We start from the raw sequence: 21,771 nt of genomic DNA, 5'->3' as shown, positions 1-21,771 counted from the left end.
GCGAAGCGACGCTGAGGAACGGCGTATCGGCACTGCCAGTGACGAGGCGGAGCGAAGCGACGCTGAGGAACGGCGTGTTGGTGGCGCTCGTGGCCGAGCGGCGATTCGGTACGCTGTCGCCCGTGCCGCTGGCGACGACCGGTGGGGTACCCGGCCGCGCGGCGGCGAGGGACACGGAGCGATGGATGAGGAGCGGCGCTTCATGACTGAGCGGACCTTGGTGCTGATCAAGCCGGACGGCGTCAACCGCCGACTGGTGGGCGAGATCATCAGTCGGATCGAGAAGAAGGGCCTGACGCTGGCGGCGCTGGAACTGCGGCCGGTGCAGCAGGCGGTGGCCCGGCAGCACTATGGCGAACATGAGGGCAAGGCGTTCTTCGCCTCGCTGCTGGACTTCATCACCTCCGGCCCGGTGGTCGCGGCCGTGGTGGAGGGGCCGCGGGCCATCGAGGCGTTTCGGCAGCTCGCCGGCGGTACCGACCCGGTCGCCAAGGCCACGCCCGGCACCATCCGCGGTGACTTCGGGCTGGAGACCCAGTTCAACCTGGTGCACGGCTCCGACTCGCCGGAGTCGGCCGAGCGCGAGATCGCGCTGTGGTTTCCCGACTTGAAGCCGTCGGCGCCGACGGCCCCGATGACACTGGCCTGACGTCGGAGTTAATGCCTTTCGTCCGGCTTGGTCTGGTTGTGTGGGATACTGGCCAATGGGTGAACGTCACCGGACCGGTGTCCGACACCCGAATGAAGACTTAGGCGAGTGCGACGGTCGCGAGATGTGATGCGGCGCCGATCGCCGGTCCTCATTCAGCCAGGCACCGAGTCGGTTCCACCCGAGCCCCTCGGAGCGAGACCACCACAAGCCCGGGGAAGTGAGCCGGGCGAATAACGAGAAGCCCTCGCGTGGCCGCGTCGTAACGACGCGCCCGGGGGCTTGAGGAGAATACGTGGCAGACCCGTCTCTTTTTAAGAGCCCTTTTTCCGACGTAGAAGCGGTGCCGACCGAGCAGGAGGAGCTGCCGGATCGGCTGCGGGTCCACTCCCTGGCGCGGGTTCTGGGCACCACCAGCAAACGGGTTCTCGACGCGCTGACCGAGCTGGACGGACGGGCGCGCAGCGCCCACTCCAGCGTCGACCGGGTCGAAGCGGTCCGCGTTCGCGACCTGCTGGGTTCCACCGAACCGCCCACCACCGAGGTGCCCGGCGAGTCCGGGGACGCCGTCGACGAGCCGGAGTCCCGGCTGTTGCTGGAGACCGCCCCGGAGGCGGCCAACGCGCGGGTCGACTACATGCCGCTGTTCGTGGCGCCGCAACCGGTCACGTTCGAGCCGTCGCCGCCTCGGGAGTCCGACTCCGAGTCCGACGATGACGACGACCTCGGCTCCGACAGCGACGACGAGAACGGGGACCGCCCCGCCAATCGGCGTCGCCGCCGCGGTCGGCGCGGTCGGGGCCGGGGCCGCGGCTCCGACGGCGCAGCCTCGGACGACGGGGCAGACACCGACACCGACGCCGACGACGACGGCGACGACGACGATTCGGCCGCGGAGTCCGGCGAGAACTCGGACGCCGAGGACACCGGTGACGACGACGGTGATGCGGCCGACGAGACGGGCAGCCGACGTCGGCGCCGCCGGCGTCGGCGCAAGACCGGCAACGGCGATGACGAGGACACCGGGTCAAGCGATGACCCGCCGAACACCGTCGTACACGAACGGACCCCGCGGAAGACCACCAGGAGCACCAAGAACGAGAAGAGCTCGTCGGACGACGAGATCCAGGGCATCACCGGCTCGACCCGGCTGGAGGCCAAACGGCAGCGTCGCCGCGATGGTCGCGACGCCGGGCGCCGCCGGCCGCCGATCCTGAGTGAAGCCGAGTTCCTGGCTCGCCGCGAGGCCGTCGAACGCCGGATGGTGGTCCGTGACCGCGTCCGCACCGAGCCGCCGCACACCGGCGCGCGTTACACCCAGATCGCCGTGCTCGAAGACGGCGTGATGGTCGAACATTTCGTCACCTCGGCCGCCTCCACGTCGCTGGTGGGCAACGTCTATCTGGGCATCGTGCAAAACGTGCTGCCGTCGATGGAGGCCGCCTTCGTCGACATCGGCCGGGGCCGCAACGGCGTGCTCTACGCCGGCGAGGTCAACTGGGAGGCCGCCGGCCTCGGTGGGACCAACCGCAAGATCGAGCAGGCGCTCAAACCCGGCGACTATGTCGTCGTGCAGGTCAGCAAGGACCCGATCGGGCACAAGGGTGCCCGGCTGACCACCCAGGTGTCGCTGGCCGGCCGCTACCTGGTGTACGTGCCGGGCGCGTCGTCGACCGGGATCAGCCGCAAACTGCCCGACACCGAGCGTCAACGGCTCAAGGAGATCCTGCGCGAGGTGGTGCCCCCCGACGCCGGCGTGATCATCCGCACCGCGTCGGAGGGCGTCAAAGAAGAAGACATCCGCGCCGACGTGGAACGCCTCCAGGAGCGCTGGAACCAGATCGAGGCGACCGCGGCCGAGACCAAGAGCAAGGCCGCCGGCGCGGCGGTGGCGCTGTACGAAGAGCCCGATGTGCTGGTGAAGGTGATTCGGGACCTGTTCAACGAGGACTTCTCCGAGCTGGTGGTGTCCGGTGACGACGCCTGGGCCACTATCAACGACTACGTGGGTTCGGTGGCGCCCGAACTGGTGTCGAAGCTGACCCGCTACACCGCGCCCGAGGGTCCGGAGGGCCAGGCCGGGCCGGATGTGTTCGCCGTGCACCGCATCGACGAGCAACTGGCCAAGGCGATGGACCGCAAGGTCTGGCTACCCTCGGGTGGAACGCTGGTGATCGACCGGACCGAAGCCATGACGGTCGTCGACGTCAACACCGGCAAGTTCACCGGTTCCGGGGGCAACCTCGAGGAGACGGTGACCAAGAACAACTTGGAAGCCGCCGAGGAGATCGTGCGGCAACTGCGGCTGCGCGATATCGGCGGCATCATCGTCATCGACTTCATCGACATGGTGCTGGAGTCCAACCGTGACCTGGTGTTGCGCCGGCTGACCGAGGCCCTGGGCCGCGACCGCACTCGCCACCAGGTGTCGGAGGTGACCTCGCTCGGCCTGGTGCAGCTGACCCGCAAGCGGCTGGGCACCGGGCTGATCGAGGCGTTCTCGACGTCGTGTCAGCACTGTGCCGGGCGCGGCATCATGCTGCATGCCGACCCGGTCGACTCGGCGGCACCCGGGCGCAGGTCCGAACCGAGCAGCCGTCGCAGCAGACGGTCGAAGAAGCCCAAGGCCGACGAGCCGGTCGTGGCGAAGGTGCCGGCGCACACCCCCGGTGACCACCCGATGTTCAAGGCGATGGCCGCGGCGAGTGACCGCGGCGACGACGAGTCCGACGACGACACCGAGGTCGAGGCCACCGCGGCGTCGGCGGCCGGGGAGCCACGGCCGGCCGTCGAGCACGAGCCGCAACTGCCCGGTACCGCGCTCGCCGAGGACACCGACGACGCGGACGACGCCGAGGACACCGACTACACGGACGACGCCGACGACTCCTACGACGGCGAGGACAGCGACGACGCTGACGACACCGACGACGGCGAGGACACCGAGGACACCGACGAAGAGGTCGAAGTCGACCTCGACGACGATGACGACGACTTCGACGACGATCTGGACGTCATCGACGAGGCAGACGACGCCGATGACGACGAGTCCGGCCAGGAGACCTTGGCCGCAGCGGCGCCCTACGAACGTCCCCGGCGGCGACGGGCGGCTGCCCGGCCGGCGGGGCCGCCCAGTTGAGCAAGGCCGGTTTGACCCCTTAGCCGCTGGTCACGTACCCTAGACCAGTTGTCGCCAGGCGGGATAACCACAGCTCGGCGGACAGAACCCCAGACACCTGCGCAAGTCCCGATGGCGTGCGCGCCCGAGAAGCAGAGGTAGAAACCAACGATGGCGACGTACGCAATCGTCAAGACCGGCGGCAAGCAGTACAAGGTTGCCGTCGGTGACGTGGTCAAGGTCGAGAAGCTCGATTCGGAGCCGGGTTCGTCGGTCTCGCTGCCGGTCGCGCTGGTCGTGGACGGCACCACCGTCACCACTGACGCCGGCAAGCTGGCGAAGGTCGCGGTCACCGGCGAGGTGCTCGAGCACACCAAGGGCCCCAAGATCCGCATCCACAAGTTCAAGAACAAGACCGGCTACCACAAGCGGCAGGGTCACCGTCAGCAGCTGACCGTGCTCAAGGTCACCGGAATCAAGTAGGGAGCGAACGAGATGGCACACAAGAAGGGCGCTTCCAGCTCACGCAACGGGCGCGACTCGAACGCGCAGCGACTCGGCGTCAAGCGGTTCGGCGGCCAGGTCGTCAAAGCCGGCGAGATCCTGGTGCGGCAGCGCGGCACCCACTTCCACCCCGGCATCAACGTCGGTCGCGGCGGCGACGACACGCTGTTCGCCACGGCTCCCGGTGCGGTCGAGTTCGGCCTGAAGCGCGGCCGCAAGACCGTCAACATCGTTCCTGTCGCCCGCGTCGAGAGCTAACCAACCGGCCCCGCGCCGCGAACGTGCACTGCCTGCGAAAATGGGCGACAAACTTCGCAGTGGTTGCACGCTCGGTGTGTGGGTTGGGTGAGAGGAAAGCTCGATGTCCCGGTTCGTCGACCGCGTCGTCATTCATGTGCGCGCCGGCGACGGGGGTAACGGCTGCGCGTCCATTCACCGGGAGAAGTTCAAGCCGCTGGGCGGCCCGGACGGTGGTAACGGTGGTCGCGGCGGCAGTGTCGTGCTGGTCGTCGACCCGGGCGTGCACACCCTGTTGGACTTTCATTTCCGGCCGCACATCAAGGCCGCGTCCGGCAAGCAGGGCCAGGGCAGCAACAAGGACGGCGCTGCCGGATCGGACCTGGAGATCAAGGTGCCCGACGGCACCGTCGTGCTCGACGAGCACGGCCGGCTGCTGGCCGACCTGGTCGGCGCCGGCGCCCGCTTTGAGGCCGCCGGCGGCGGCCGCGGCGGGCTGGGCAACGCCGCGTTGGTGTCGCGGGCCCGCAAGGCTCCCGGTTTCGCATTGCTCGGGGAGAAGGGTGAGACCCGCGACCTCACGCTGGAACTCAAGACCGTCGCCGACGTCGGCTTGATCGGGTTTCCCTCGGCCGGCAAATCCGCGCTGGTGTCGGTGATCTCGGCGGCCAAGCCGAAGATCGCCGACTACCCGTTCACCACGCTGGCACCGAACCTGGGCGTGGTCTCGGCCGGAGACAACACCTTTACCACCGCCGATGTGCCCGGCCTGATCCCGGGCGCCTCGGCGGGACGCGGGCTGGGCTTGGACTTCTTGCGCCACATCGAACGGTGCGCGGTGTTGGTGCACATCGTGGATTGTGCGACCGCCGAGCCCGGCCGTGATCCGCTCTCCGACATCGAGGCGATCGAAGCCGAACTGGCCGCCTACACCCCGACCATGCAAGGGGATTCGGTGCTGGGCGACCTGGTGGATCGGCCGCGCGCGGTGGTGCTCAACAAGATCGACGTGCCCGAAGCGCGGGAGATGGCCGAGTTCGTCCGCGACGACATCGTGGCCGAGCGCGGCTGGCCGGTTTTCCTGGTGTCGACCGTGAGCCGGGAGGGGCTGCGGCCGTTGGTATTTGCGCTGGCCGAGATGGTGACGGCGTATCGCGCCGCGCAGCCGGAACCGGTTGCGCGCCGGCCGGTGATCCGGCCGATACGCGCCGGGGAGACCGGGTTCAGTGTGGAGCCCGACGGCGACGGCGGTTTCGTCGTGCGAGGGTCGCGCCCGGAACGCTGGGTGCACCAGACCAACTTCGACAACGACGAGGCGGTCGGCTACCTGGGTGACCGGTTGGCGCGGCTCGGGGTCGAGGACGAGTTGTTGCGGCTGGGCGCCACGCCGGGCTGCGCGGTGACCATCGGGGAGATGACCTTCGACTGGGAGCCGGCCACGCCGGCCGGCGTGGACGTCACCCTGTCCGGGCGGGGCACCGACAGCCGACTGGAGCGCACCGAACGCGTCGGGGCCGCCGAACGCAAGATCGCGCGCAGGCAGCGGCGTGAGCAGTCGGACGAGGCATGACCAGCACGGCCCGAGCGGCGATCCGCACCGCACGCAGCGTCGTCGTCAAGATCGGCACCACCGCGCTGACCGCCGACAACGGCATGTTCGACCCGGACCGGCTGGCCGGGCTGGCCGAGGCGATCGAGTCCCGGATGAAAGCCGGCTCGGACGTGGTCATCGTGTCGTCCGGTGCGATCGCCGCCGGTCTGGAACCGCTCGGCTTAGCCAAACGGCCCACCGATCTGGCCACCAAGCAGGCCGCCGCCAGCGTGGGTCAGGTGGCTTTGGTCAACGCCTGGAGCGCGGCCTTCGGCCGGTTCGGCCGCACCGTCGGGCAGGTTCTGCTCACCGCCCAGGACGTCTCGATGCGGGTGTCGCACACCAACGCGCAGCGCACCCTGGACCGGCTGCGGGCACTGCACGCGGTGGCGATCGTCAACGAGAACGACACGGTGGCCACCAACGAGATCCGGTTCGGCGACAACGACCGGCTCTCGGCGTTGGTGGCGCACCTGGTGGGCGCCGACGCGCTGGTGCTGCTCTCCGACATCGACGGCCTTTACGACGCTGACCCCCGCAAGGGGCCGGCCCGGCTGGTTCCCGAGGTGTCCGGCCCGCAGGACCTCACCGGTGTGGTGGCCGGTGAGGGCAGCCAGCTGGGCACGGGCGGCATGGTGTCGAAACTGTCGGCGGCGTTGCTGGCCGCCGATGCCGGCGTTCCGGTGTTGCTGGCCGCCGCCGCCGACGCTGCCGCGGCCCTCTCGCACGCATCGGTGGGCACCGTGTTCGCGGCCCGGCCGCAACGGTTGTCGGCGCGCCGGTTCTGGGTGCGCCACGCCGCCGACGCGGCGGGCACGTTGACGCTCGACGCCGGGGCGGTCGAGGCGGTGTTGCAACGGCGGCGCTCACTGTTGGCGGCCGGCATCACCGGGCTGTCGGGCAGGTTCCACGGCGGCGACGTGGTCGACCTGTGTGGCCCGGACGCCTCGGTGGTGGCCCGCGGTGTCGTCGGTTACGACGCGACGGAGTTGGCGGCCATGATCGGTCATTCCACCGCGGAGTTGGCGCCGGATGCGCGCCGCCCCGTCGTCCACGCCGACGACCTGGTGGCGGTGTAGGACCGCCCGCATGAGCACCGTTTTCACCATCGACGGGGCGGGATGGAGCGGGCTGCTGCGGTTCATGTGCCGCGGTGCTGTCACCAGGGGCAAGAGAATCCGGAACGTCAAGTACCCCAACACCTACGTCGACGGCCTGCGGTATGTCCCGGCGGTCCGTGCGGTGGAACGAGGTGCGCAGGCCCTCGACGACATGCTGACCGCGCACTTCGACGGCCACCCGGATGCCGATGACGTGCTGGTCTACGGCGTGAGCATGGGGGCGCAGGTTGCCTGCAAGTGGTTGCGCGAGCGCGGCCCAACCTCGACGGTCCCCGTCGGCAAGGTGTCGTTTCTGCTGTTGGCCAATCCCGAGCAGCCGTTCCACGGCATCTACCGGGCCGATCCCAAGCTGGTGAAGTTCATGACGCTGCCCGACTACGGCGGCGTCGGCGTGCCGCAGCACACGCCCTTCGCGGTGACGGACCTGTGCCGCCAGTACGACGGCATGGCCGACTTCCCCAATCGTCCTGCTGCACAAGTCAACTCACTGGCCGTGCGCAATGCCTTGCTGGGTCTGGTGACTGTCCACAACAACTACTTCCGAGTCGACATCCAGGCCCGCGATAACCTGCGGGTCCACCGCGGCAACATCACCTACGTGTTGTGTCCCACCCGGCGTAGGAGGCGTCAGCGGATCGAGAGCAGCTACGACCGCTCGGCCTGGGGCGGCCCGGCGTCAGCAAGATAGAGTGCGCCCCACACGATTTCGGTCAGCGCAGCGGCGAGTTCAGCGTCGTAGCCGGAGTCCTGCGCAGGAAGGTTCTGCTGGCAGGACCGCTCCACCATCCAGGTCAGTGCACTGGCGGTGGCGGCGACGGGTAGTGCGCGGCGAATGGAACCGTCGACCTGGCCGTCCTCGATGACCCGGGCCACCCGGCCTGAGATGCCCGTCAGCAACTCCCGGTAGGTGGCCGCCACCAGCGGGTCGTAGCCGGCCATCTCGCTGAGTGCGATCAGCAGTGGCTGGTGTCGGCGGTAGCTGGCGATGATCGCGGTCATGGCGGCGTGGACATCGTCAGGATCGCGACGTCCTGCCACCTGCCACCAGCGTTCGGCCCCCGAGGCCAGATCGCCGAACACCTGGCCCGCGAGCCTGCGCAGCAGATGGCCCTTGTCCTCGAAGTAGATGTAGAAGCTGGCGCGCGACATCCCCGCCTCGGTCGCGAGCCGGTCCACGCTGAGTTCGGTGAAACTGGTGCCTTCGCCCATCAGCCGCTCGGTGGCGTCGAGCAGCCGACGCTCGATCTCCTCGCGCCGTTGTTGGCGGCTGGTCGGGGGCTTGCGGGTCACCGATGCCATGCCGACCAGCGTAGCGGCTGGGCAGACATATTGACTAGACATACTGTCTAGACGTAGTGTTAGCAGAACCAGCCTGTGATCGTCGTCATAGCGAAGGGGCATCCATGCCAGCGCCGTCACTGTCCACCCGCAGCTACGACGCTGTTGACCTGTCTTCTCGCGCGTTCTGGTCCACCACCGCCGCCGAGCGCGAACGCTCGTTCGCGGTGCTGCGCGTCGAACGGCCGGTGAGCTGGCATCCTCCGGTCGAGGACGCCATGCTCAACGATCCCGACGACCCCGGCTTCTGGGCGGTCACCCGGCACGCCGACATCGTCACGGTGAGTCGCACCAACGAGGTGTTCCTGTCGGGCAAGGGCGTCATGTTCGAGAACTTTCCCGAGGAGTTGCTCGAGACCACGCAATCCTTCCTGGCGATGGACCCGCCCCGGCACACCAAGCTGCGCAAATTGGCCACCGCGGCGTTCACCCCCCGGCAGATCAGGCGCATCGAGGACGCGATCAAGGCAAGCGCCACGGCGATCGTCGCCGAACTGAAGGCCGCCGGCAGCGGGGCCGATTTCGTCGAATGCTGCGCCAAGGAACTGCCACTGCGCACCTTGGCGGACATGGTGGGGATCCCGGAATCCGAGCGGGAGGCCGTGGCGCGTGCCGCCGATGCGCTGGTGTCGACCAACGACCCGGTGTTCCTCGACGGGCGCGACCCGCTGGCGGTGATGGGCGAGAACATCATGTACCTGCACCAGCTGGCCGGCTCGCTGGCGGCCGCGCGGCGTGACAAACCCGGCGACGACCTGTTCAGCAGCCTGGTCAACGCCGAGGTGGACGGCGACCGGCTCACCGACGCCGAGATCGCGGCGTACTTCGTATTGCTGTGCGTGGCCGGCAACGACACCACCCGCCAGACCACCAGTCACGCGGTCAAGGCGCTCACCGACTACCCCGCCCAACGTGGCTGGCTACTGGAGGATTTCGACCGGCGCATCGGCGTCGCAGTGGAGGAGTTCATCCGTTACGCCACCCCGGTGATGACCTTTCGCCGCACCGCGGCAACCGATTGCGAGCTGGGTGGGCAGACCATCCGGGCCGGCGAGAAGGTCGCCATGTTCTATGCCTCCGGCAACTGGGACGAGACGGTGTTCGCCGGGCCGGACTGCCTCGACCTGAGCCGTGATCCCAACCCGCACGTCGGGTTCGGCGGCGGCGGGCAGCACTACTGTCTGGGGACCCATGTGGCGCGAGCCCAGTTGCGCGCCATCTTCGGCGAACTGCTCCGGGAGCTACCCGGTATCGAAGCCGGGGACCCGGAATATCTGGCGGGCAGCTTCATTCACGGCATCCGCGCCATGCCCTGCACCTTCTGACGGCGACGCCGCGGCCGCTACAGGCTCGAAGTGGTGTCTGCGAGTTCTGCCAGCAGTTGCGCGAATCCGTCGGCCGATTCCGTTGCCGGCCCGCCGGCGTCGACGGTGGGGAATTCGAACAGGGTCAGCGGCGGCAGGCCATTAATGCTGAGCACGTCTTTCACGCCCGCGGTGTCGCTGAGGTAGGTGTTGGTGAATAGGTTCAGCACGCTGAAAGCGTCCGCGAACCCCAGCTGTGGATCCTCCAGATAGTAGTTCGTGAACAACGGGGCTCCGACGAGTCCGCCGACCGCGGGGAAGATTGGCAACAAAATCAGGGCATCTGAAACTGTTCCGACGTGGGGGTATTCCGGGCCGTCGAGGGTAGCGGTGACGACGTTGTGAAAGTAGTTGTACAGATACGGGACACTGGTGAAATCGCGGTCGACCGTGTACCACGGATCGGTGCCGGGGATGCTCGGAAGCCCCGTCGCGTAGTAATACGGGAACACCGGCGACTCCGGTTGCAGATACGGCCAAGCGTCTTCGACAGCGTCCGCAGCGGCGACCGTACTGGCGGCAAGCGCGCCACCCAGCGCGATTCCCAGGCTGGCTCCGAGAAAGAGGGCCATTCGACCACAATGCATAATCCGACCCTTATTCTTGTTTAGAACACGGCAGATTTTTTGTAGACGCTAGGGCGGTCGAAATGGCGCTGTCAACAGCGAGCATTGCCGCGCGGCCGCCCGGACAACCCGGCCCCGACCAGGGGCGGCGGCTAGGTGGGCCCGAAGCTGCGGCCGGTGGCGTCCCTACCGGCCGCGGTCAGCACCACGACGGCGATCAGCGCCGGTACCACGGTGACAACCAAGGCGAACGGGTAGCCGTTCGCGGCCGCCAGGTGCTCCTGGATCGGCAGGTTGAACGCGGCCAGCAGATTGCCCAGCTGATAGGTCACGCCCGGATAAAAGCCGCGGATCGCGTCCGGCGACATCTCGGTCAGGTGCGCCGGGATCACGCCCCAGGCGCCCTGCACACAGACCTGAAGCAGAAACGATCCCAGGCACAGCATGCCGGCGCTGTGCGACAGCGCGAACAGCGGCACGATCGGCAGGCCCATCACCGCCGCCCAGATGATCGCGTAGCGGCGACCCAGCCGTTGCGACAGCGAGCCGAAGATCAGCCCGCCGATGATGCCGCCGATGTTGTAGATCACCGCGATCCACTTCGCCGTGACATGGGACAGCCCCGCGCCATCGTTCGAGCTCAGGAATGTCGGGTAGATGTCGTGGGTGCCGTGGCTCATCCAGTTGAACGCCGTCATCAACAACACCAGATAGCAGAACCGGCGGATCACCTTGGCGTCGGTGAATACGTCGCGAATCCTGGTGCGCGTCAACCGCATCCGGTCCTGGGTAGCCTGCCACACCTCGGATTCGGTGACCCGATAACGGATGAGCAGGCTGATCATGGCCGGCAGGATGGACAGCCCGAACAGCCAGCGCCAGGACAACCCGAGCCAGTCGTTCACCAGCAGCGAGGCCAAGCTGGCGGCCAGGTAGCCGAACAGGTAGCCCTCCTGCAGCAGTCCGGAGAAGAAGCCGCGTCGCTCCGGCGGGATCTTCTCCATGGCCAACGCGGCGCCCAGGCCCCATTCGCCGCCCATGCCGATGCCGTAGAGCAGGCGCAGCACCACCAGCACGGTGAAGGTCGGCGCGAACGCGCACAGGAACCCCACCGTCGAGTAGAAGATCACGTTCACCATCAGTGGTATCCGACGGCCCACCCGGTCGGCCCACAGGCCGAACAGCAGCGCCCCGACCGGGCGCATCGCCAACGTGGCGGTGGTCAGAAACGCCACCTCGGTTTTGGTGTGGCCGAAGGTCTTGGCGATATCGGCGTAGACGAACACCACGATGAAGTAGTCGAAGGCGTCCATCGACCACCCCAGCAGGGCGGCCAGGAAAGAGTTGCGCTGATCGGAGGTGAGGCGCTGTTTCACCGGGACATCCTGCCCCATTCGTCGGGCACTAACGCACCGAAACGGCACCAAACTCAGCGGCCAGCACGGTCAGTGCCGCCGAGCAGCCGCCGTCGAACTTGACGTCGGCCAACCCGTCGCCGCGAGTGGGGCCACGGTTGACGATGGCGACCGGCATACCGCGCGCCGCGGCGTGGCGGACGAACCGGTAGCCGGAGAACACCGTCAGCGACGATCCCGCCACCAGCAACGCCTCGGCCTCATCGACAACGGCATACGCCTGGACGACGCGGTCTTTGGGAACACTCTCGCCGAAGTAGACGATGTCCGGCTTGAGGATCCCGCCGCAGGCGCGGCAGTCGAGGTAGCGGAAAGATGCGGTGTCGGTCACGACGGCGTCCGCGTCGGGGGCCACCACGATGGGGCCGAGCGGCCCGGTTCGGCCGATGAATCCCGGGTTGAGCTCCTCCAGTTGCTCGGCCAGCGAAGCCCGGCTCATGGTGGTGCCGCACCTCAAACACACCACCGCCGCGTAACTGCCGTGCAGGTCGATGACACGGCGGCTGCCGGCCCGGGTGTGCAGCAGATCGACGTTCTGGGTGATCACCCCGGTGACGACGCCGGACGCTTCCAGGGCGGCAAGCGCCGTGTGCCCGGCGTTGGGCGCGGCGCCTGCCAGGTGTCGCCAGCCGAGATGGTTGCGCGCCCAGTAGCGCTGACGGAAAACCGGGTCGCCGGTGAACTGGGCGATCGTCATCGGGTTGCTCGGTGGGGAATCGGGGCCGCGATAGTCCGGAATGCCCGAGTCCGTGGAGATCCCGGCGCCGGTGAGCACCGCGGTCCGCCGGCCCGCCAGCAGCGTCAGCAGGTCGCAGACCGTCGGTTCGGCTCCGCCCATCCGGCTAGCGTAGGCACTGCGCGGCGGTCGACCGTTCGGCAGCCATGTTGCGGCACATCATCTCCAGTGCCGCATCGCCCAGTGCGGCGTCGATGTGGGCGACGGCGTCGACCGGTATCACCACTGGAAGGTGCCGAACGTAGGCGTCCAGGGCGGTGTAGAGAATGCACTGTTCGGTGACCTGCCCGGTCAGGATCAGCCGCCGGGCGCCGAGCCGGCCCAGCAGGTACTCCAACGGAGTGGAATAAAAGGCGCTGTGTCGCACCTTGCTCACCGCCCGATCGCCGGAGGCCGGCACGATGGGGCGAACCAGCTCGGGGCGTGCGCCCTCCAGGGCCGACCCGATGATGTCGGTGAATCCGGCGGTGAAGTCGCCGTGGTTGTCGTTGACGTAGATCAGGTCGACCTGCTCGTCGGCTCGACTGCGTTCGACCAGGTCGGCCAGCGGTTCGATGATCTTCGCGACATTGTCGGCCAGTTGCGCCGCGTCTGGATGCCGGTACGCGTTGAGCATCTCGACGACGGCCACCGCGGTATCGCTCATGGCCCTGGTGATACCCGAAAGCTGCACGTTGACACCATCCGGGCGAGAATGGGAGGCCATGGAGAATTCTGGGGACTTCTATAGCGCCTACCGGCACGGGTTCGCGCGGGTTGCCGCCTGCACGCACCGCACCACGCTCGCAGACCCGGCCGCCAACGCCGAGTCGGTGCTGCGCCTGGCGAGGGAATGCCATGACGACGGCGTCGCGCTGGCCGTCTTTCCCGAGCTCACGCTGTCGGGATACTCCATCGAGGACATCGTGCAGCAGGACAGCCTGCTCGGCGCTGTCGAGACGGCGCTGCTAGAGGTGGTCGCGGCCTCGACGCCGCTACTGTCGGTGCTGGTGGTGGGGGCGCCGCTGCGCTATGCCCACCGCGTCTACAACACCGCCGTGGTGATCCACCGCGGGCGCATTCTCGGGGTGGCGCCGAAGTCGTATCTACCCACCTACCGGGAGTTCTATGAGGGGCGCCAGCTGGCTGCCGGCGCCGATGAACGCGGGATGATCCGGCTCGGCGGCCTCGAGGTGCCGTTCGGGCCGGACCTGCTGTTCGCAGCGACCGACCTGGCCGGGTTCGTGCTGCACGTCGAGGTGTGCGAGGACATGTTCGTGCCGGTGCCCCCGAGTGCCCAGGCCGCGCTGGCCGGCGCGACGGTGCTGGCGAATCTCTCCGGCAGCCCCATCACCGTCGGGCGCGCCGAGGATCGCTGCCTGCTGGCGCGGTCGGCGTCGGCGCGATGCCTGGCCGCCTACATCTACGCCGCCGCCGGGGAGGGGGAGTCGACCACCGACCTCGCCTGGGACGGCCAGACGATGATCTGGGAGAACGGCACGCTGCTCGATGACAGCGAACGCTTTCCCACCGGCGCCCGTCGCTCGGTCGCCGATGTCGACCTCGGGCTGCTGCGCGCGGAGCGCGTGCGGATGGGTACCTTCGACGACAACCGCCGCCATCACCGCGATGCGGTCCAGTCCTTCAGGCGGGTGGAGTTCGCGCTGGACCCGCCTTCCGGGGACATCGGGCTACGCCGGGTGATCGAGCGGTTCCCGTTCGTGCCGTCGAATCCCCAGCGCTTGCAACAGGATTGCTACGAGGCCTACAACATCCAAGTATCGGGCCTGGAGCAGCGGCTGCGTGCCCTGGACTATCCCAAGGTGGTGCTCGGGGTGTCGGGTGGACTCGATTCGACCCACGCCCTGATCGTCGCTGCGCGGGCCATGGACCGGGAGAACCGGCCGCGCAGTGACATTCTGGCGTTCACCATGCCCGGTTTCGCCACCGGCGAGCGCACCAAGGCCAACGCGGCTGCGCTGAGCCGGGCGCTGGGGGTGACCTTCGCCGAGATCGATATCCGCGACAGCGCGAGGCTGATGCTGGCCGAGCTGGGCCATCCGTTCGCTCGTGGCGAAGCCGTCTACGACGTGACGTTTGAGAACGTGCAGGCCGGGCTGCGCACCGACTACCTGTTTCGGATCGCCAACCAGCGCGGCGGCATCGTGCTGGGCACCGGTGACCTGTCGGAGTTGGCGCTGGGCTGGTCCACCTACGGCGTGGGCGATCAGATGTCGCACTACAACGTCAACGGCGGGGTGCCCAAAACACTGATCCAGCACCTGATCCGCTGGGTGATCAACTCCGGCGAATTCGACGCCGACGTGTGCGCCGTGCTGGCCTCGGTGCTCAACACCGAGATCAGCCCGGAACTGGTGCCGGCGACCGACGGCGAGGAGATTCAGCGGAGCGAGGACAAGGTGGGGCCGTACTCGTTGCAGGACTTCGCACTGTTTCAAGCGTTGCGCTACGGGTTTTCGCCGGCCAAGATCGCGTTCTTGGCCTGGCACGCCTGGCATGACGCTGCAGCTGGGTCCTGGCCGCCCGGCTACCCGTCGGACAAAAGGCAGGCCTATTCCCTGGCAGACATCCGGCACTGGCTGAAAGTCTTTGCGCAGCGGTTCTATTCGTTCAGTCAATTCAAACGCTCGGCGCTGCCGAACGGGCCGAAGGTCTCCCACGGTGGTTCGCTGTCGCCGCGGGGGGAATGGCGGGCACCGTCGGACATGTCGGCGCGGATCTGGCTCGACGAGATCGAACGGGAGATCCCGGAGCAGTAGCCCAGCGATGCTAGATTCGTCGAGCTGCGCCCGTAATGAGACCGCGCTGCGCTGCGGTTCTGGTAGGAAGTAGCCCATGCCGACCGTGCTGATCGAGGTTCGCCGCCGCTACTCGCAAGCCGAGGAAGTCGCCATCATCGACGCTGTTCACGGCGCGCTGGTGGCGGCTTTCCAGACGCCCGCCGACGACAAGAACGTCCGGCTGGTGGTTCATGAGCCGCACCGGTTCGCAGTCCCGGAAAAACTCACCCGACCCGAGTACCGCACTCTGGTCTCGATCGACTGCTTCACCGGCCGCACCCTGGAAGCCAAGCGGAAACTCTACGCGGAGATCGTCGAACGCCTTGCGACGCTGGGTATCCCGATCGACCACGTGATGATCACGCTGCACGAGGTGGACCGGGAGAACTGGGGGATCCGCGGCGGGCAGGCCGCATCCGACGTCGAGTTGGGGTTCAACGTTCGGGTGTGAGCAGAAGCGTTGAGACTGCGTCCAGGTCGGCGACACGCCGACGACTACCGCCCTGAGCGCAGACTCAACGCGGCTGGAACCAGCCCCGCCGGCGTTCAGCCACCCGGTTGGCCCGTCGTCAGCGCCGCTTCGATCGCCGCGGCGGTCGGGGCGCAATCGCCGGCGCCGGCAACCAGCGTCGCCAGCGCCCCGGCCGCACAGGCGAGCCGCAGCGCATGTGCCTTGCCGCTGGGCCACTCGGCCGCCAGCACGCCGGCGAAGACATCGCCGGCACCGGAGGTGTCGATAGCGGCCACCACCGGCGCCGGAACCTCGACGATGCCATCAGCCCCGCTGTAGCGGGCGCCGCGCGCTCCGAGCGTGACCACCCGATGCGGTACCGGATGGCTGAACCGCGCTGATTCCGTCTCATTGACGACCGCCACATCGATCAGCCCCGCCAGCTCGCTCAGGTCTTCACCGGCCGGGGAGACGTTGACGATCACGGTCGCCCCCGCCCGGCGGGCGGCTTGGGCCGCTGCGGTGGCCGTCGTGACCGGAATCTCCAGCTGCAGCAGCACCACGTGCGCCTTGGTGATCAGTGCACGCTGGGCGGAGTCCAGCGTCAGCGCGCCGTTGGCCCCCGGCGCCACCACGATGGTGTTCTCCCCGGCCGGATCCACCGTGACGACCGCTGATCCGCTGGGACCCGCGACGGTCGTCAATCCGTCGGTGCCGACGTCGTTGTCCCGGAGGTGCCGGCGTAACCGCAGACCGGCGTCGTCGTCACCCACCGCGCCGATGAACGAGACGTCGGCGCCGGCACGCGCGGCTGCCACCGCCTGGTTGGCGCCCTTGCCGCCGGGGTGGCTGCTCGGTGCCGAGCTGAGGACCGTTTCGCCCGGGGCGGGCAGCGCAGCCACCGTGAACACCGTATCCAGATTCACACTGCCCACCACGCACAGCTGCGCCACCATGCTGTCCAGCTTCGCATTCGCGACCTCGTAATGTCGCGCATCCCTTAGGGTGGGGAACCGTCTGGTAACCGGGGAAGGGAGCGGCCGGGTGGACTCGGCACCGTCGGCAGCCGCGGACGACACCGCGAATGTTGAGCGACGGCGCCGGTGGCTGCCGTCTCGGCTCAGCATCCAGACCAAACTGATGCTCATCCTGCTGCTGACCAGCATTGTGTCGGTTGGTGTGGTGGGCTTCGTCGAGTTCCAGTACGGCGCAGCTGAACTGCAACGTTCGGCGACGAGCAAGCTGGTGCAGGCCCGGGAGGCGCAGCGCCGGGCGGTCTCGAGCCTGTTCGCGGAGATGACGAGTTCGCTGATCATCTTCAGCGGGGGAGCGATGGCCTCCAACGCGCTCCACGCGTTCACCGCGGGTTTCGACGAACTTGCCCGCGCCACAGTCACTCCCGAGCAGCAACGCGCGATCGTGGGCCACTATCGGGACAACTTCATCGAGCAGCTGGCCGAGCGGACCGGGGAGCGGGCAGACATCGCCGCGTTGCTGCCGGCGTCGACCGCGCAGCGTTACCTGCAGGCGCACTACACCGCCGGCTATACCGGGGAATCCGATAAGCCCGAGGACGCCGGCGACGGCAGCGCCTGGTCCGCGGCAAACGCCGAATTCAACAGCTTTTTCGCGGAGATCGTCAAGCGCAACGAGTACCTGGATGCGCTGCTGCTGGACACCCGGGGCAACGTGGTCTACTCCGTGAACAAGGGAGTGGACCTGGGCACCAACGTGCTGACCGGCCCCTACCGCGAGTCCGTGCTGCGTGACGCCTACCGTAAAGCGCTGGCCTCCAACGCGGTCAACTTCGTCTGGATCACCGATTACCAGCCCTATCAACCCAACCTGGACACGCCGACCGCCTGGCTGGTGTCGCCGGTCGGCGTCAAGGGCACGGTCGAGGGAGTGCTGGCCCTGCCGCTGCCCAGCGCGAAGGTCAACCGGATCATGACCGCCAACCGCGACTGGAAGGCCGCCCAGGTCGGGCGCACCACCGAGACCTATCTGGCCGGACCCGACGACCTGATGCGCTCCGATTCGCGGTTGTTTCTGGAGGACCCGGAGCGGTACCGCCGCGAAGCGGTGGCGGCGGGTACTCCGGTCGCCACGGTGGACAAGGCCCTGAAGCTGGGGACCACCACCCTGGTTCAGCCGGTGGGCTCCCCGGGGCTGCGTGCCGCGCAACGCGGCCAGACCGGCACGCTCAACACCGGATACGACTACCTCGGCAACCGCGAACTTGCCGCGTACGCGCCGCTGACCATCCCCAACTCGGATCTACAGTGGTCGATCCTGGCGACCAGGGACTACTCCGACGCGTACGCCGGGGTCACCTCGTTCAGCAAGCGGGTGGTGCTGGCCACCACCGGGGTCATCTTCGCCATCTGTGTGCTGGCGATGCTGCTGGCACGGCTTTTCCTGCGGCCGATCCGACGGCTGCAGGCCGCCGCCCAGCGGATCAGTGCCGGCGACTACAGCGCCTCGGTACCCAGCGGAACGGCTGACGAGATCGGCGATCTCACCAAGGCCTTCAACGACATGGGCCGCAGCCTGCGGACGAAGGAGGAACTGCTCAACGAGCAGCGCAAGCAGAACGACGAGCTGCTGCTGTCGCTGATGCCGGAGTCGGTGGTGCGGCGCTACCGCGGCGGTGAGCAGGCCATCGCCGAAGAGCACCACAACGTCAGCGTCGTCTACGCCGAACTGCAGGGGATCGACCAGCTCTCCGGCGAGGTCGCCGCGAACGAATTGGTGACGATCGTCGACGAGCTGGTCCGGCAATTCGATGCGGCGGCCGAAGTCGTTGGAGTCGAACGAATTCGCACCATGTACAACGGCTACCTCGCCGGCTGCGGTCTGACCACCCCGCGGCTGGACGGCGTGCACCGCATCGTCGAATTCGCGAGCGAGATGCGGCGCATCGTCGACCGGTTCAACGTCAAATCCGGTCACCGGCTGAGCTTGTGGGCCGGTGTCAACACCGGCGAAGTCGTCAGCGGTCTGGTGGGCCGATCCGGGGTCACCTACGACCTGTGGGGATCGGCCGTCAACCTTGCCTATCAGTTACGCAGGGGTACACCGCAATCCGGCATCTACGTCACCGGGGCGGTGCGCGACATGCTCGGCGGCGGCGCGGAGTTCACCCCGGCCGGCACCGTGGCCATCGGTGACACCGAAGAGCAGGCCTGGCGCTTATCGGAGCCGACGTGAACATCCTCGGGCCGTGGTTCTACTGGGCCGTCGGCGTGGCCGCGGGATTTCCCGCCGCTCTGATCCTGCTGACCGAATGGCATGTGGCGTTGACCCGCAGGGGCAGCTACCTGGCCCGGCCGGTGGCGTTGGTGCGGAATTACCTGCTGCCGCTGGGTGCGTTGCTGGTGTTGCTCGGGCAGGTGGCCGCAGTACCCGCGCAGGACCCGACGGTGCGGGTCATCTACACCCTGTTCGGCTTTGTGCTGCTGGTGTTGCTGTTGTCCGGGCTGAACGTCACCTTTTTCCAGAGTGCCCCGAAAGGCTCGTGGCGAGGCCGGATCCCGACCATCTTCGTCGATGTCGCCCGCTTCCTGCTGATCGGTGTCGGTCTGGCGCTGATCCTGTCCTACGTCTGGGGCGCCAAGATCGGCGGCCTGTTCACCGCGCTGGGCGTGACCTCGGTGGTCATCGGCCTGATGCTGCAGAATTCGGTCGGTCAGATCGTTTCGGGGCTGTTCATGTTGTTCGAGCAGCCGTTCCGGATCGGCGACTGGCTGTCCACCCCGACCGCGCGCGGCCGCGTCGTCGAGGTGAACTGGCGGGCGGTGCACATCAGCACCGCCGGCGGCCTGCAGGTCACCCCGAACTCGGTGCTGGCGAGCACGTCGTTCACCAACGTCAGCCGGTCCGGTGGTGCGCATCGGGTGTCGATCACGACGACGTTCGCGGTCTCCGACCCGCCGGACCGGGTGTGCGCGTTGCTGTCGCGGGTCGCCACCGCGCTGCCGCTGCGTACCACCGGCGAGGCGCCCGGTTCGGTGGCGCTCGGCGGCGGCGAATACCGGACCACCGTCGCCCTCGACTCCCCGGATGACGACGGTCCCGCGCAGGCCACCTTCCTGCGGTGGCTGTGGTATGCCGCCCGCCGCGAGGGGCTGCACCTCGACGACTCCGACGATGTGTTCTCGACACCCGAGCGGGTGGCCGAGGCGCTGCGCACGGTGGTGGCGCCTGCGCTGCGGCTGACCGACGCCGACCAGCAGGCCGTGGCGCCCTACGCCGCGGTGGTCCGCTACGGCGCGGATGAAGTCCTGGAGCAGGCCGGCCACGTGCCGACCGCGATGATCTTCCTGACCGAGGGCAGTGTCCGGCTCACCACCGAGGATCCGGCGGTGCCGGCCGCAACACTGCGCCACGGCGCCTTCCTCGGGGTCACCACGCTGACCCGGCAGGCCAGCCAGTTCGACGCCCGAGCGCTGGAGGAAGTGACCGCGGTGGTGATCGACCGCGAACACATCGAGGAGCTGGTGATGGCCAAGCCGCTGTTGCTGCAGGAGTTGGGCCGGATCATCGACCAGCGTCGCGCGGTGCCGGCCTAGCGCCGCGGCCGAAATGGGGCCGTTTCGTCCCAACCACCGTTCGCCGATACCCTGGGACGATGAGCGTCCCCGTACTTCCCGACCTGCGCCAAGAGGTCCACGACGCCGCCCGCCGGGCTCGGATCGCCTCCCGTGCGCTGACGTCGTTGTCCACGGTGGCCAAGAACAGTGCGTTGAACGCCGCGGCTGATGCGCTGCTGGCCCATGCCGACGACGTCCTGGCCGCCAATGTGGCGGACCTGGCCGCGGCCAGGGCCGCCGGCACTCCAGAGGCCATGCTCGACCGGCTGGCGCTGAACCCGCAGCGTGTCGAAGGGATCGCCGCGGGCCTGCGCCAGGTCGCGGGGCTGCCCGACCCGGTCGGCGAGGTGCTGCGCGGCTACACGCTGCCCAATGGGCTGCAGCTGCGTCAGCAGCGGGTTCCGCTCGGCGTGGTGGGCATGGTCTATGAGGGCCGGCCCAACGTCACCGTGGACGCGTTCGGCCTGACGCTGAAGTCAGGCAACGCCGCGCTGTTGCGCGGCAGCTCGTCAGCGGCGCATTCCAACCGGGCCCTGGTCGAGGTGCTGCGCAAGGCCCTGACCGACGAGGACCTCCCCGCCGACGCCGTCCAGTTGCTCTCTGCGGCCGACCGCGCCACCGTAACCCACCTGATCCAGGCCCGCGGACTGGTCGACGTGGTGATTCCGCGCGGCGGGGCCGGGCTGATCGAGGCCGTGGTGCGCGATGCGCTGGTGCCGACCATCGAGACGGGCGTCGGCAACTGTCACGTCTACGTCCATGAGGCGGCCGACCTCGACATCGCCGAAGAGGTGCTGTTGAACTCCAAGACGCGGCGTCCCAGCGTCTGCAACGCCGCCGAGACGCTGTTGATCGACCGGGCCATCGCCGGCTCCGCGGTGCCGCGACTGGTCGACGCGTTGACCGCCGCCGGGGTTGCGGTGCACGGGGACGCCGCCGCCGCCGCGGCCGAGGACGACTTGCGCCGTGAATACCTGGCTATGGACATCGCGCTCTCGGTGGTCGACGGGCTCGAGGACGCCATCGACCACATCAACGAATACGGCACTGGGCACACCGAGGCCATCGTCACCAGCAACATGGCCGCCGCCCAGCGCTTCAGCGAGCAGGTCGACGCCGCGGCGGTCATGGTCAACGCCTCCACGGCGTTCACCGACGGCGAGCAGTTCGGTTTCGGCGCCGAGATCGGAATCTCCACCCAGAAGCTGCACGCCCGCGGCCCGATGGGGTTGCCGGAGCTGACATCGACCAAATGGATCGTGTGGGGCGACGGTCACACCCGTCCCGTCTAAAAGGAGCCATACCCTCG

At 68.2% G+C, this 21,771-nt stretch carries 19 protein-coding genes; 13 read left to right on the top strand and 6 right to left on the bottom strand.

Annotation, left to right across the window (positions count from 1 at the left end):
• The first annotated feature begins 202 nt into the window (after nucleotides 1-202).
• The 7 genes from ndk (at nucleotide 203) to BST10_RS03170 (ending at nucleotide 7,908) form a co-directional block, all read left to right on the top strand.
• Complete coding sequence (ndk, locus tag BST10_RS03200; RefSeq protein ID WP_041319710.1) at nucleotides 203-649, top strand: nucleoside-diphosphate kinase; 447 nt, start codon at nucleotides 203-205, stop codon at nucleotides 647-649.
• 295 nt (nucleotides 650-944) lie between these two features.
• Nucleotides 945-3,788, top strand: a complete 2,844-nt coding sequence (gene rne / locus BST10_RS03195) for a ribonuclease E (RefSeq protein ID WP_371869085.1) — start codon at nucleotides 945-947, stop codon at nucleotides 3,786-3,788.
• A 150-nt stretch (nucleotides 3,789-3,938) separates the two neighbouring features.
• Nucleotides 3,939-4,250, top strand: coding sequence for a 50S ribosomal protein L21 (rplU, locus tag BST10_RS03190; protein WP_013828400.1), 312 nt, complete (start codon nucleotides 3,939-3,941; stop codon nucleotides 4,248-4,250).
• 12 nt (nucleotides 4,251-4,262) lie between these two features.
• The gene (rpmA, locus tag BST10_RS03185) at nucleotides 4,263-4,529 is read left to right on the top strand and encodes a 50S ribosomal protein L27 (RefSeq protein WP_013828401.1); all 267 of its coding nucleotides are present in this window, start codon (nucleotides 4,263-4,265) and stop codon (nucleotides 4,527-4,529) included.
• Nucleotides 4,530-4,632: 103 nt separating this feature from the next.
• Nucleotides 4,633-6,078 (top strand): GTPase ObgE, encoded by a 1,446-nt coding sequence (gene obgE / locus BST10_RS03180; RefSeq protein ID WP_013828403.1) that lies wholly within the window; start codon nucleotides 4,633-4,635, stop codon nucleotides 6,076-6,078.
• Nucleotides 6,075-7,178 (top strand): glutamate 5-kinase, encoded by a 1,104-nt coding sequence (proB, locus tag BST10_RS03175; protein ID WP_013828404.1) that lies wholly within the window; start codon nucleotides 6,075-6,077, stop codon nucleotides 7,176-7,178. The genes obgE and proB overlap by 4 nt, the downstream gene beginning before the upstream one ends.
• 10 nt (nucleotides 7,179-7,188) lie before the next feature.
• Nucleotides 7,189-7,908, top strand: a complete 720-nt coding sequence (locus tag BST10_RS03170) for a PE-PPE domain-containing protein (protein WP_083036347.1) — start codon at nucleotides 7,189-7,191, stop codon at nucleotides 7,906-7,908.
• Here BST10_RS03170 and BST10_RS03165 read toward each other — a convergent pair.
• Entirely contained in the window at nucleotides 7,866-8,519 is a 654-nt protein-coding gene (locus BST10_RS03165) for a TetR/AcrR family transcriptional regulator (protein WP_083036346.1), read from the bottom strand. The two genes, BST10_RS03170 and BST10_RS03165, sit on opposite strands and share 43 nt — an antisense overlap.
• Before the next feature lie 104 nt (nucleotides 8,520-8,623).
• Between BST10_RS03165 and BST10_RS03160 the strand changes: the two genes are divergently transcribed.
• The gene (locus tag BST10_RS03160; RefSeq protein ID WP_083036345.1) at nucleotides 8,624-9,883 is read left to right on the top strand and encodes a cytochrome P450; all 1,260 of its coding nucleotides are present in this window, start codon (nucleotides 8,624-8,626) and stop codon (nucleotides 9,881-9,883) included.
• 17 nt (nucleotides 9,884-9,900) lie between these two features.
• Here BST10_RS03160 and BST10_RS03155 read toward each other — a convergent pair whose 3' ends face one another.
• From BST10_RS03155 to BST10_RS03140, 4 genes are all read right to left on the bottom strand, one after another.
• Nucleotides 9,901-10,494, bottom strand: coding sequence for a hypothetical protein (locus BST10_RS03155; protein ID WP_083036344.1), 594 nt, complete (start codon nucleotides 10,492-10,494; stop codon nucleotides 9,901-9,903).
• A gap of 146 nt (nucleotides 10,495-10,640) precedes the next feature.
• Entirely contained in the window at nucleotides 10,641-11,882 is a 1,242-nt protein-coding gene (locus tag BST10_RS03150; RefSeq protein ID WP_083036343.1) for an MFS transporter, read from the bottom strand.
• A 10-nt stretch (nucleotides 11,883-11,892) separates the two neighbouring features.
• Nucleotides 11,893-12,741, bottom strand: coding sequence for a Sir2 family NAD-dependent protein deacetylase (locus BST10_RS03145; protein WP_083036342.1), 849 nt, complete (start codon nucleotides 12,739-12,741; stop codon nucleotides 11,893-11,895).
• Nucleotides 12,742-12,745: 4 nt separating this feature from the next.
• Nucleotides 12,746-13,285 (bottom strand): cysteine hydrolase family protein, encoded by a 540-nt coding sequence (locus BST10_RS03140; protein ID WP_083036341.1) that lies wholly within the window; start codon nucleotides 13,283-13,285, stop codon nucleotides 12,746-12,748.
• 58 nt (nucleotides 13,286-13,343) lie between these two features.
• On the opposite strand from BST10_RS03140, the gene BST10_RS03135 reads away from it, so the two are divergent.
• Together BST10_RS03135 and BST10_RS03130 are read left to right on the top strand one after the other, a co-directional pair.
• On the top strand, nucleotides 13,344-15,398 hold the full coding sequence (locus BST10_RS03135; protein WP_083036340.1) for an NAD(+) synthase: 2,055 nt from the start codon (nucleotides 13,344-13,346) through the stop codon (nucleotides 15,396-15,398).
• 76 nt (nucleotides 15,399-15,474) lie between these two features.
• Complete coding sequence (locus BST10_RS03130) at nucleotides 15,475-15,870, top strand: tautomerase family protein (protein ID WP_083036339.1); 396 nt, start codon at nucleotides 15,475-15,477, stop codon at nucleotides 15,868-15,870.
• 95 nt (nucleotides 15,871-15,965) lie between these two features.
• On the opposite strand, the gene BST10_RS03125 is transcribed toward BST10_RS03130, so the two are convergent.
• Nucleotides 15,966-16,826, bottom strand: coding sequence for a ribokinase (locus BST10_RS03125; RefSeq protein ID WP_083036338.1), 861 nt, complete (start codon nucleotides 16,824-16,826; stop codon nucleotides 15,966-15,968).
• Nucleotides 16,827-16,887: 61 nt separating this feature from the next.
• Here BST10_RS03125 and BST10_RS03120 point away from each other — a divergent pair, with 61 nt between their 5' ends.
• The 3 genes from BST10_RS03120 to BST10_RS03110 are packed head-to-tail and all read left to right on the top strand — an operon-like array spanning nucleotide 16,888 to nucleotide 21,754.
• Nucleotides 16,888-19,080 (top strand): adenylate/guanylate cyclase domain-containing protein, encoded by a 2,193-nt coding sequence (locus tag BST10_RS03120; RefSeq protein ID WP_371869210.1) that lies wholly within the window; start codon nucleotides 16,888-16,890, stop codon nucleotides 19,078-19,080.
• A complete protein-coding gene (locus tag BST10_RS03115; RefSeq protein WP_083036336.1) occupies nucleotides 19,077-20,441 on the top strand; it encodes a mechanosensitive ion channel domain-containing protein in 1,365 nt (454 codons plus the stop codon). Before BST10_RS03120 ends, BST10_RS03115 begins: the two co-directional genes overlap by 4 nt.
• A gap of 59 nt (nucleotides 20,442-20,500) precedes the next feature.
• Nucleotides 20,501-21,754, top strand: a complete 1,254-nt coding sequence (locus BST10_RS03110) for a glutamate-5-semialdehyde dehydrogenase (RefSeq protein ID WP_083036335.1) — start codon at nucleotides 20,501-20,503, stop codon at nucleotides 21,752-21,754.
• Nucleotides 21,755-21,771 lie beyond the last annotated feature (17 nt).

Source organism: Mycolicibacter algericus DSM 45454 (assembly GCF_002086455.1).
GTDB classification, from domain to species: domain Bacteria; phylum Actinomycetota; class Actinomycetes; order Mycobacteriales; family Mycobacteriaceae; genus Mycobacterium; species Mycobacterium algericum.
Note: the sequence above shows the minus strand (reverse complement) of the source record. Positions and strands in the feature narration are given on the sequence as shown.

Excerpts from the sequence above, each read along its gene's own strand:
- ndk (WP_041319710.1), top strand. The coding sequence starts at position 203 with ATGACTGAGCGGACCTTGGTGCTGATCAAGCCGGACGGCGTCAACCGC.
- rplU (WP_013828400.1), top strand. The coding sequence starts at position 3,939 with ATGGCGACGTACGCAATCGTCAAGACCGGCGGCAAGCAGTACAAGGTT.
- rpmA (WP_013828401.1), top strand. The coding sequence starts at position 4,263 with ATGGCACACAAGAAGGGCGCTTCCAGCTCACGCAACGGGCGCGACTCG.
- obgE (WP_013828403.1), top strand. The coding sequence starts at position 4,633 with ATGTCCCGGTTCGTCGACCGCGTCGTCATTCATGTGCGCGCCGGCGAC.
- proB (WP_013828404.1), top strand. The coding sequence starts at position 6,075 with ATGACCAGCACGGCCCGAGCGGCGATCCGCACCGCACGCAGCGTCGTC.
- BST10_RS03170 (WP_083036347.1), top strand. The coding sequence starts at position 7,189 with ATGAGCACCGTTTTCACCATCGACGGGGCGGGATGGAGCGGGCTGCTG.
- BST10_RS03165 (WP_083036346.1), bottom strand. The coding sequence starts at position 8,519 with ATGGCATCGGTGACCCGCAAGCCCCCGACCAGCCGCCAACAACGGCGC.
- BST10_RS03160 (WP_083036345.1), top strand. The coding sequence starts at position 8,624 with ATGCCAGCGCCGTCACTGTCCACCCGCAGCTACGACGCTGTTGACCTG.
- BST10_RS03155 (WP_083036344.1), bottom strand. The coding sequence starts at position 10,494 with ATGGCCCTCTTTCTCGGAGCCAGCCTGGGAATCGCGCTGGGTGGCGCG.
- BST10_RS03150 (WP_083036343.1), bottom strand. The coding sequence starts at position 11,882 with ATGGGGCAGGATGTCCCGGTGAAACAGCGCCTCACCTCCGATCAGCGC.
- BST10_RS03145 (WP_083036342.1), bottom strand. The coding sequence starts at position 12,741 with ATGGGCGGAGCCGAACCGACGGTCTGCGACCTGCTGACGCTGCTGGCG.
- BST10_RS03140 (WP_083036341.1), bottom strand. The coding sequence starts at position 13,285 with ATGAGCGATACCGCGGTGGCCGTCGTCGAGATGCTCAACGCGTACCGG.
- BST10_RS03135 (WP_083036340.1), top strand. The coding sequence starts at position 13,344 with ATGGAGAATTCTGGGGACTTCTATAGCGCCTACCGGCACGGGTTCGCG.
- BST10_RS03130 (WP_083036339.1), top strand. The coding sequence starts at position 15,475 with ATGCCGACCGTGCTGATCGAGGTTCGCCGCCGCTACTCGCAAGCCGAG.
- BST10_RS03125 (WP_083036338.1), bottom strand. The coding sequence starts at position 16,826 with ATGGTGGCGCAGCTGTGCGTGGTGGGCAGTGTGAATCTGGATACGGTG.
- BST10_RS03110 (WP_083036335.1), top strand. The coding sequence starts at position 20,501 with ATGAGCGTCCCCGTACTTCCCGACCTGCGCCAAGAGGTCCACGACGCC.